Raw genomic sequence first — 9,183 nt, 5'->3', positions numbered from 1 at the left:
GTAGCGAAGCAATCCAGAGCGGCGCGAAACTGCCCTGGATTGCTTCGCTACGCTCGCAATGACGAACGGTTACTTGGCCCACCCATCCGCCAGGAACCTTGTCGCCAGCCCGGCGAGGAAGGCCGCGCCGCGCGGCATCACGCTTTCGTCGACCATCATGCGCGTCGAATGGATGCCGCAGCACTGGCGCCAGTCCGCGCCCTCGTGGCTGACGCCGAGGAAGAACATCGCGCCGGGCACTTTCTCCAGCACGTAGGCGAAGTCCTCCGCTCCCATGATCGGGTCGGCGAGGCGCAGGAACGCCGCCTCGCCCAGCAGGTCATGGGCGACGGCCTCGCCAAAATCGACGGCGCTGGGGTCGCACAGGGTCACCGGGAAGCCCTCGATCACCTCGACCTCTGCCTTGAGCCCGTGCGCGCCGGCGATCCCGGCGGCGAGCAGCGGCAGTTCGTCCTTCAGCCGCGCGCGGTTGGCGGCGGAAAGCGTGCGCATGGTGCCGGTCATGGTCGCGGTGTCGGGGATCACGTTGTGCGCGGTGCCCGCCTCGATCTTCGAGATGGTGACGACGACGGGATCGAACACGCTGAACCGGCGCGCCACCATGGTCTGGATGGCGCCGACGATCTCGCAGGCGATCGGCACCGGGTCCATCGTATCGTGCGGCATCGAGGCATGGCCGCCGCGCCCGGTCACCGTGATCCTGAGCTGGTCCGCCGCCGCCAGAAGCGCGCCCGCGCGCCCGCCGATCAGGCCGTGGGGCGCATTGGGCATGACGTGGAGCGCAAAGGCCGCGTCAGGCAGCGGCCGGTCGAAGCCCTCCCCGCCGAGCAGGCCGTCCTCCAGCATGAAGCGGGCACCGTGGTAGCCTTCCTCGCCGGGCTGGAACATGAAGCGGACCTCGCCCGCCAGCCGGTCGGCCTGCGCGCAGAGCAGCTGCGCGGCCCCGGCAAGCATGGCGACGTGGGTGTCGTGGCCGCAGGCGTGCATGACGCCGGGTATGATGGAGGCGAAGTCCAGCCCGGTTTCCTCGGGCATCGGCAGCGCGTCCATGTCGCCGCGCAGCAGCACCGAGCGGCCCTTTCCCGCGCCGCCCCTGAGCGTCGCGACGAGGCCGGTGGTGGACGGCCCTTCCGCCCATTCGAGGGGCAGGTGCGCCAGCGCCTCGCGGATCTTGTCGCGCGTCTTCGGGGTGTGGAGGCCGATTTCGGGCTCGGCGTGGATCGCACGGCGCAAGGCGACGATGCTGTCGGAAAGGGCGGCGGCTTCGGCAACGAGGGTCATGCCGCGCATGATACGCGCGGACGCTTCGCTGTCGAGCCGGGGTTACTCCTCCGGCCCGACCTCGACGTCGTCGGGCAGGCCTACCATGATCTTGCCCGCATCGACCTGACGCAGCGTATGCCACGCCATCACGCCCATGGCGACGTAGGAGGTCGCCCCCGCCAGCGCCACGGCCCAGGCCGCGCCGCTCGGGCCGATGGGGATGAACTGCCACAGGCCCACGCCCAGCGCCGCCAGCGCGATCAGGCGCGCGACGAGCGACTGGCGCGCCTTGCCGGTCGAGTGCAGCACCGGCTCGAACGCCACGCTGGCAAGGTCGAAGCTGGCGGCCACGGCCAGCGGGATGAGGATCGAGGCGCCGCTTTCGAAGGCATCGCCGCCGATCATCGCCAGCAGCTGTTCTCCGAGGAAGTACGCGACCGCCACCACGGCAAGGCCCGCACCGCCCGCGATCAGGCTGGTCTGGAGCGCCAGCTTGCGGAATTCCTCGGCCTTGGAGGCGACGCGGACGCGGGCCACTTCGGCATAGACCGAGCGAGTCAGCAGCGTGGAAAGCTTGCTCAGCGCCTGCGACAGCTGCGAGGCGAGGCGGTAGAGGCCCGCCGCCTTGGTGCCGACCCAGCCGCCGACGACCAGCAGCGGGCCGTTCTTCATGGCCGCATCGATGGCCGAGCCCATGTAGGTGACGAAGAAGAACTGGGTGACGCCCGGGTTCTCCCGGATCGCGCGGCGCAGCTGGAAGAGGTAGGAAATCCGCACCGCCTGCGGGCTGAGGCGGCGGGCCATGGTCCAGTAGAGGATGGCCTCGAGAATATCGATTGCGGCCCAGGCCGCCAGGAACCGGCCGACGGTCGGCCCGGTGAACCAGATGATCAGCGCGGCGACGAGGCGCCCGCTCGGCACGATCGCCTCGACATAGACGGCCATATCGAACCGGTTGAGCGCGCGCACGATCCCGGTCGGGGCTGAAACCAGCGCCCAGAGCGAGCCGACGCAGTACCAGAACGCGATATGGATGAAGCTGGGGTTGAGTTCGAGCAGATGCGCGAAGCCGAAGATCAGGATCGCCGCCAGCCCGCAGCCGAGAATCGCACCGACCGCATCGATCACCCCGCACAGCATGCCGAGGCGGCCGAACTTCTCCCAGTCCTTCGCGTGGACATGCTCCGACCCGTAGCGCACGACGACTCGCCAGGTCTGGAAGCCTGCGAGCGAGGTCAGCGCCTGCGCGGTGCCGAAGATCAGCGAGAAGTGGCCGAAATCCTTGAGGCCGAGGGTGCGCGTCTGGATGGCGAGGTACGCCAGGCCGCAAATCGCGCCGAAGCCCTTGCCGCCGAGCAGCCAGGCGGTGTTCTGGAGTATCCGCCCTAGCGGAGATGCACTCTCCTGGCGGTAGCGTTTGGCGGACATTGGCTCGCATTTGGACGAGGGGGCTGTCAGTTGCAAGGGTGGGCTCGCTCTTCTTGTACGTATGGCCGGCTCGGATCGCCCCGCCAGAGCTTTCCCTTTCGCAGTGCAGTCGCTAGATGCCCCCTTCCCCCAAGCAGACTGAATGACACATGATCGAACACGCCATCCTCCTCAGCGCCGGCCAGGGCTCACGCCTGCTCCCCCTCACGGCCGAGCGTCCCAAGTGCCTGATCGACTTCTCCGGCCGCTCGCTGATCGAGTGGCAGATCGAGATGCTGGCGCGCGGCGGGGTCAAGCGGATCGACGTGGTCACCGGCTTCATGACCGACATGCTGGAGGAGCACCTCAATTCCATCCGTGACCCGCGCGTGGAAATCACGGTGCGATTCAATCCCTTCTTCAAGGTGGCCGACAACCTCGGCTCGTGCTGGATCGCGCGCGAGGCGATGCGCGGTGACTTCCTGATCCTCAACGGCGACACGCTGGTGTCGGAGGAGATCGTGCGCACGGTCCAGCAGGGCGCGGCCGGTCCCGACGGCAAGCCCTGGCCGATCACCGTGACGGTGGACGTCAAGGCGGACGGCTACGACAGCGACGACATGAAGGTGGAACGCAGCCCCGAAGGCCGCCTGATCCACATCGGCAAGACGCTGACGGCGGCGCAGTCCAATTCCGAATCGATCGGCTTCCTCGCATTCCGGGGCGAAGGCGCGGACCTGTTCCGCGAGACCGTGCGCCAGGCCATGCGCACGCCCGAGGGCGTCCAGCACTGGTATCTGAAGGTGATCGATTCGATCGCGCCCACCGGCAAGGTCGGCACTGTTTCGATCGAGGGGCTGGACTGGGCCGAGGTGGACTTCCTCAACGACATCGAGATCGCGACGAAGCTGACCGATACGTGGTGAGAGCCCACCCCTGCCCCCTCCCGCACGCGGGAGGGGAATGAGAGCCCATCGTTTCGCCCTCCCGCGTGCGGGAGGGCTGGGAGGCTTGGGGGCGAAGCGATCTAGCCGGACAGGGTGGGCATCAGCCCTCGAAAAACCCCTTCAGCCAAGCCACCAGCGCATCGAGATCCGCGCCCTCCAGCGCCACCGCATGGCCAAGGTCCGGCACCTTGGGCCAGCCGCAGTCGACGAACTCGCGCCCCTGCCACTCGCGCGCGCCTTCGTAGCGGGGGATGACGTGGAAGTGGACGTGCGGGTCCACCATCATCAGCATCAGGTAGTTGAGCTTGGCATAGCCGACCGCCTTGCCCAGCGCCGCCTCGATGGCGCCAGTCGCGCGCTTCAATTCGGCATGCGCCTCGGCCGGTAGGTCGCCGAAGGCGGTGACATCGCTCTTCGCCGCCAGCACCAGCGAGCCGAGCGTCGGCTGCGCCGGGCGGGCCAGCACGACCCAATGGTCGAACTCCGCCACCAGCGTGGCGGGCCAGCCGAACTTCTCGATTGTAGCGTTCATGATCTTCAGCCTTCCGCCAGCCAGGAGGTGATGGTGCCACCACGCGCCCGCACGATCCATGCCTGCACCAGCCGCACGGCGTGGATCAGGCACGACAGGGCCGTCCACCAGGCTACCGCGATCAGGCCGAGGTCGGGGCGCGAGAACACCATCGCCGCGAACAGGATCACCATGTTCGGATTGCGCCGCGCGGTGATCAGGCGGAAATTGCTGTCGAACGGCCGCCACACGTGGATGTGCATTCCGGCAAACCGGATGAACGCCCCTTCGATCAGGCGCTGGACCACATAGCCGCCCTGGATGGCCGCCTGGACCCACCAGAACGTCGCGGTATCGTAGGACATCCCCCAGTACGCGAGGCCCGTCGCCCAGAACCACCACCAGAACGGCGGATGGACAAGGTCCATGCCGTGGTCGAACACGTTGCCCCAGGCCGAGGAGGTGATCGTGCAGCGCGCCAGCTTGCCGTCCACGGTGTCGAGCACCATGAACACGAGGCCCAGCGCCATGCCCAGCCAGTAATGGCCGTAAGCAAAGAGCACGGTGGCGATTACGCAGAACACCGCGCCGACGGTCGTGACCATGTTCGGCGTCACGCCCAGCTTCGCGCAGATCCGCGTCAGCACCAGCGCCCATTCCGGCCAGAGGTACTTGGTCAGCACGTCGGTCACGCCCTTGTAGGCGCCGAAGTAGCTCGCGCGCTCGATCGGCCGCAGCGTCGCGGGGGTCAGCGCCATCAGGAACGGCGTCTCGCGCTTGCGAAGCTGCTTGTTCTCGATGGTCGGGCCGTCTTCATAGGCGACGACCTCGAACCCGGTCGAGTCGACCAACGGCAGGCCCGCCGCCATGGCAGCCGCGACTCGCGCCGCCTGATGTGCATCCGCAGCATGGGCAAGTGCCGGAACACCGCCCAAAGTCAGCACCGTGCCCTGCCGTCCGGTGATGTTTCCGAACCACGCCGGGTCCCACGCAAACGCTGCGTTGGAAAGTATCGCCGGGCCTTCGGGCACGCCGTCGACGGGCTCGAGCCCGGCGGCGCGGGCGATCCGACCGACCCGCACCGAAGGGCTCAGGCCCCACAGCTTCACGGGATTTTCACCGATCGTGACGACCGGCAGCACTTGCGTATTCTGGACCATAGGACCGCCACGTAGGGCCTTGCGGACCGAGTGACAATCGCGGCGCCTTGGTTCGGCCACAAAGCGTGTCGATACGGTAACAAGCGCCATTAAACTGTAACCCAAATGTGTCAGAGCATATTTCTGGGTGATTTTCCGAGCTAGCGATACTACATGGTACGCCGTGCACGGAAGTATTCACACCTTCGAGACGCTGCCGATCTTCGGCGAGCTTGGTCGCCGCGACGGCGCGCGCACGGTTCGTCCGGCGCGCCGCGGCCGTGCGGTCCCGCTGGTCGGCATCGTCCGCAACCCGCGAAGCCACCGCAACATGGGCATCAAGCCCGAGATGGCGGATTGCTCCAACATCCTGACGCAGACCCCCTCCACGCGTGAGGAACTGCACTACACGCTGGCCGAGTTCGCCCGGCGCGGCATCGACTATCTCGTGGTCGACGGCGGCGACGGCACCGTGCGCGACGTGCTTTCGGCGGGCGCGGACATCTTTGGGAACGATTGGCCCACATTCATCGTACTGCCCAAGGGCAAGACGAACGCGCTGGCGGTCGATCTTGGTCTGCCCAACAAGTGGTCGCTGGCCGAAGCGCTGGCTTCCGCCCATCGCGGCCGGACCATCTCGCGCAGCCCGCTGCGGATTTCCCCGGCGGACGGCACCGCGCGCTGCGTGCAGGGCTTCATTCTGGGCACCGGCGCTTTCTCTCTCGCGACCGAGGCCGGGCAGGAGGCGCACCGCCGCGGCCTGTTCAACAGCTTCGCGGTCGGCCTCACCATTCTCTGGGGCGTGCTGCAGACCCTGTTCGGCGGGGCCGGCAACGCCTGGCGCGCCTGTACGCCGACCCGTATCGTCGATCGCCGCACCGGCCAGCACCTGCCTTACATGGGCAAGGGCAGTGCGGACGAGCGCTACCTGACCATCGCCACCACCTTCGAGCGGTTTCCGCTCGGCGCAAAGCCCTTCGGGCGCAATCCGGCGCCGGGACTCAAGCTGGCGGTGATGGACTGGCCGATCCGCTGGCTGGTGGCGCTGCTGCCCGCGATGATGTTCGGCTTCAACCTCAAGCTGTTCGCCCGCAAGGGTGCTCACCGCGTGAGCGCCAGCGAGGTCGACATGGACATCGGCGGCACCTTCATCCTCGACGGAGAGGCTTTCCCGGCCGGTCGCTACGTGCTCGAGGAAGGGCCGCAGATCAATTTCGTCGTCCCCTGACGCCGGACCGCCGGGTTTCCAACTGGCGCCTTGTAATTGCGGCTGGCCTGTCCGATTGACGCGGCAATGATCGCGCATTCCCCTCTCGATGACCGCATCGCCTCCGCCCTGACGCGCGAGGTCGTGCCCGAAGTGCGCGCCTTCGCCGGGAAACTGGCCCAGGCGGCGGATGCGCTGGGCGTGCTGTTCTACGGATCGAACCTGCGCACCGGATCGCTGGAGGGCGTGCTGGACTTCTACGTGCTGCTGCCGGGCGCTCAGGTCGAGCGGATCTGGCCGCGCGTGAGCTATCACGAATGGACGCACGACGGTGTTCCGTTGCGCGCCAAGGTCGCGACGATGGCGCTGGAGACCTTCCGCGCTGCCGCAGCCGGAGAGCGCATCGATACCACCATCTGGGCACGCTTCGTCCAGCCGAGCGCTCTCGCCTGGCAGCGCGACGCGGCCGCCGGCGCCGCGATCGCGCAGGCCGTCGCAGGCGCCGCCCGCACGGCGGCGCGCCTCGCCGTAGCGCTGGGGCCTGACGCGGGAACGCCCGAGGACTATTGGCGCGCCTTGTTCCGCGCGACTTACGCCGCCGAATTCCGCGTCGAGAAGGCGGGCCGGGAAGACTCGATCCTCGCCGCCAACCGTGCCCATTTCGACGGACTGCTGCCGCTGGCGCTCGGCGCCGCCGGAATCGCCGTCACGCAGGAGGGCGGCCGCCTGCGCCCCACCCTCCCCGCCAACGAACGGGCGCGCATCCTGTCGTGGTGGGCGCGACGCCGGCGGCTGGGCAAGCCCTACAATGTTTTGCGGCTCCTCAAGGCATCGACCACCTTCGAAGGCGCGGCCCGCTACGCCGCCTGGAAGATCGAGCGCCACACCGGCGTCCCCGTAAAGATCACCCCTTGGCGCGAGCGGCATCCGATCCTCGCCGCCCCCGGCGTGCTCTGGCAGGTCTGGCGCGGCAAGCGGGAGAAGACCGCATGAACGCCCTGATCCTCGCCGGATCGCGCCCCGGCGCGCCCGACCCCGTCGCCGAGGCCGAAGGCGTCGCGCACAAGTCGCTGGTCGAGATAGCGGGCAAGCCAATGCTCGCCCACGTCGTCGTCGCACTGCGCGAGGCCGGGATCGCACGGATCGCCGTCTCCGCCAGCGATCCGCACGTGCGCGATCTCGCCGCGGAACTCGGCTGCGAGGTGCTCGCCACAGGCACCGGTCCCAGCGCCAGCGTTGCCATCGGGCTGGACACGCTCGGCGCGCCATTGCTGATCACCACCAGCGACCATGCGCTGCTGAAGCCCGAGTGGGTCCGCGATTTCCTCGCCGACACGCCGGAAGGCAGCGACGTCGCCATCCTCCTCGCCCGGCGCGAGGCGATCGAGGCGGCGATGCCCGGCAGCCGCCGGACATATCTGCGCTTCGCCGACGGCCACTGGTCGGGCTGCAACCTGTTCCTGCTGGCGAGCCCTCGCGCGGGCCTTGCGATCGACACCTGGAAGATGGTCGAGGCAGACCGCAAGCGCCCCTGGCGCATCGCCGCGCGGCTGGGGATCGGCATGCTCATCGGCTATGCGCTCGGCCGCCTGACCTTGAGCGACGCGATCGGACGGCTGGGCCGCAGGATCGGCGTCACCGCCAGCCTCGTCGCCGCACGCGACGGGCTCGCGGCGGTAGACGTGGACAAACCTTCGGACCTCACGGATGCGCGGGCGATCCTGTCTGCGCGGGCAAGCAGCAATTTAAAGCACTGACGGGGCGGGCGCAGCGCTGAAAGGCGCGCACAGCGTTTCAAACCATTGCCCGAAGCACCGACCCGCAACTCGATGCGCGGCCATTCGTTTCCCTTACGCCCCATGTTTGATCCCGGTCATGGAAATCCCACCGCCACGGGTTAGCCTGAGGATGCCTAAGAGGGAGAACGACCATGCGCTCGATACTCGTCAACGCCGACCGCAAGCCGGGCAGCGATGCCCGCCTCCAGACCGCCGTGGACATCGCCCGACGCGAGAACGGCCACGTTACCGTGCTCGTCGACACCCCCGTCTCGCGCTACATCGCGATGGACCCGATGGGCGGCAGCTACGTGATCTCCGAAGCGCTCGACAAGGCGCTGGAGGCCGACGACGAAGTCGCCGCCGCCGCCGAGACCCACCTTGCGGGAACGGGCGTGCCCTTCGAGGTGATCCGCTGCGAGGACGACCCCGTCACCGCCTTCGCCTATGCCGCGCGCCTCGCCGACCTCATCGTCGTCTCGCGCTCGGGTGGGCTTGCCGGAGACCTTGCCCTGCGTGCCCGCGCGCCGGTGCTCGCGCTGGCGGAAACCCCGCTCAAGGTGCCGGTCGGGACTGCCTGCATCGGCTGGGACGGCGGGGAACAGGCCGCCGCTGCCCTGCGCGCCGCCGCGCCGCTGCTGGCGCAGTGCTCCAGTGTGAAACTGATCTGCGTGGTCGAGAAGGAAGGCGGCTTCCCCGCCACCGATGCCCTGCGCTACCTCTCGCGCCACGGCGTCAACGCCGAACTGGAGGAGCATGAGCGCGTCCACTCGACTCAGGAGACGCTGGCCGCCGCTGCGCAAGGGGCGGACCTCCTCGTCATGGGCGCCTACGGCAAGAATCGCGTGCGCGAGTTCCTGTTCGGCGGCGTGACCGAGTTCTTCCTCAAGGAGGAAACCGCGCCCGCCCTGCTCCTCGCGCACTGATCAGC

9 protein-coding genes are annotated in these 9,183 nt (G+C 68.3%); 5 read left to right on the top strand and 4 right to left on the bottom strand.

The genetic code is table 11. The features are described 5' to 3' along the window. Positions 1 to 69: 69 nt before the first annotated feature. Both ACYPYD_RS11425 and ACYPYD_RS11420 read right to left on the bottom strand, forming a co-directional pair. Positions 70 to 1,290: a M20 metallopeptidase family protein gene (locus tag ACYPYD_RS11425; protein WP_459663217.1), complete on the bottom strand. Its 1,221-nt coding sequence runs from the start codon at positions 1,288 to 1,290 to the stop codon at positions 70 to 72. Between the two features lie 33 nt (positions 1,291 to 1,323). Further along, on the bottom strand, positions 1,324 to 2,691 hold the full coding sequence (locus ACYPYD_RS11420) for a lipopolysaccharide biosynthesis protein (protein WP_211149465.1): 1,368 nt from the start codon (positions 2,689 to 2,691) through the stop codon (positions 1,324 to 1,326). A 149-nt stretch (positions 2,692 to 2,840) separates the two neighbouring features. On the opposite strand from ACYPYD_RS11420, the gene ACYPYD_RS11415 reads away from it, so the two are divergent. Continuing rightward, a complete protein-coding gene (locus tag ACYPYD_RS11415; RefSeq protein WP_036528447.1) occupies positions 2,841 to 3,596 on the top strand; it encodes a phosphocholine cytidylyltransferase family protein in 756 nt (251 codons plus the stop codon). A 121-nt stretch (positions 3,597 to 3,717) separates the two neighbouring features. On the opposite strand, the gene ACYPYD_RS11410 is transcribed toward ACYPYD_RS11415, so the two are convergent. Both ACYPYD_RS11410 and ACYPYD_RS11405 read right to left on the bottom strand, forming a co-directional pair. Next, positions 3,718 to 4,149 carry an HIT family protein gene (locus ACYPYD_RS11410; RefSeq protein ID WP_008829714.1) on the bottom strand — a complete coding sequence of 144 codons (432 nt, stop codon included), beginning with the start codon at positions 4,147 to 4,149 and terminating at the stop codon, positions 3,718 to 3,720. 5 nt (positions 4,150 to 4,154) lie between these two features. Next, complete coding sequence (locus tag ACYPYD_RS11405) at positions 4,155 to 5,288, bottom strand: CDP-alcohol phosphatidyltransferase family protein (RefSeq protein WP_459663215.1); 1,134 nt, start codon at positions 5,286 to 5,288, stop codon at positions 4,155 to 4,157. A gap of 163 nt (positions 5,289 to 5,451) precedes the next feature. On the opposite strand from ACYPYD_RS11405, the gene ACYPYD_RS11400 reads away from it, so the two are divergent. The 4 genes from ACYPYD_RS11400 (at position 5,452) to ACYPYD_RS11385 (ending at position 9,178) form a co-directional block, all read left to right on the top strand. Next, a complete protein-coding gene (locus ACYPYD_RS11400) occupies positions 5,452 to 6,495 on the top strand; it encodes a diacylglycerol kinase family protein (RefSeq protein WP_008829712.1) in 1,044 nt (347 codons plus the stop codon). Between the two features lie 66 nt (positions 6,496 to 6,561). Next, positions 6,562 to 7,467 carry a hypothetical protein gene (locus ACYPYD_RS11395; protein WP_069708778.1) on the top strand — a complete coding sequence of 302 codons (906 nt, stop codon included), beginning with the start codon at positions 6,562 to 6,564 and terminating at the stop codon, positions 7,465 to 7,467. Further along, positions 7,464 to 8,231, top strand: a complete 768-nt coding sequence (locus tag ACYPYD_RS11390; protein WP_459663213.1) for an NTP transferase domain-containing protein — start codon at positions 7,464 to 7,466, stop codon at positions 8,229 to 8,231. The genes ACYPYD_RS11395 and ACYPYD_RS11390 overlap by 4 nt, the downstream gene beginning before the upstream one ends. 173 nt (positions 8,232 to 8,404) lie before the next feature. Continuing rightward, positions 8,405 to 9,178, top strand: coding sequence for a universal stress protein (locus ACYPYD_RS11385; RefSeq protein ID WP_008829709.1), 774 nt, complete (start codon positions 8,405 to 8,407; stop codon positions 9,176 to 9,178). The last annotated feature ends 5 nt before the right edge of the window (positions 9,179 to 9,183 follow it).

It is taken from the genome of Novosphingobium sp. 11B, assembly GCF_054589055.1.
Note: the sequence above shows the minus strand (reverse complement) of the source record. Positions and strands in the feature narration are given on the sequence as shown.

Excerpts from the sequence above, each read along its gene's own strand:
- ACYPYD_RS11410 (WP_008829714.1), bottom strand. The coding sequence starts at position 4,149 with ATGAACGCTACAATCGAGAAGTTCGGCTGGCCCGCCACGCTGGTGGCG.
- ACYPYD_RS11405 (WP_459663215.1), bottom strand. The coding sequence starts at position 5,288 with ATGGTCCAGAATACGCAAGTGCTGCCGGTCGTCACGATCGGTGAAAAT.
- ACYPYD_RS11390 (WP_459663213.1), top strand. The coding sequence starts at position 7,464 with ATGAACGCCCTGATCCTCGCCGGATCGCGCCCCGGCGCGCCCGACCCC.
- ACYPYD_RS11395 (WP_069708778.1), top strand. The coding sequence starts at position 6,562 with ATGATCGCGCATTCCCCTCTCGATGACCGCATCGCCTCCGCCCTGACG.
- ACYPYD_RS11415 (WP_036528447.1), top strand. The coding sequence starts at position 2,841 with ATGATCGAACACGCCATCCTCCTCAGCGCCGGCCAGGGCTCACGCCTG.
- ACYPYD_RS11385 (WP_008829709.1), top strand. The coding sequence starts at position 8,405 with ATGCGCTCGATACTCGTCAACGCCGACCGCAAGCCGGGCAGCGATGCC.
- ACYPYD_RS11420 (WP_211149465.1), bottom strand. The coding sequence starts at position 2,691 with ATGTCCGCCAAACGCTACCGCCAGGAGAGTGCATCTCCGCTAGGGCGG.
- ACYPYD_RS11425 (WP_459663217.1), bottom strand. The coding sequence starts at position 1,290 with ATGCGCGGCATGACCCTCGTTGCCGAAGCCGCCGCCCTTTCCGACAGC.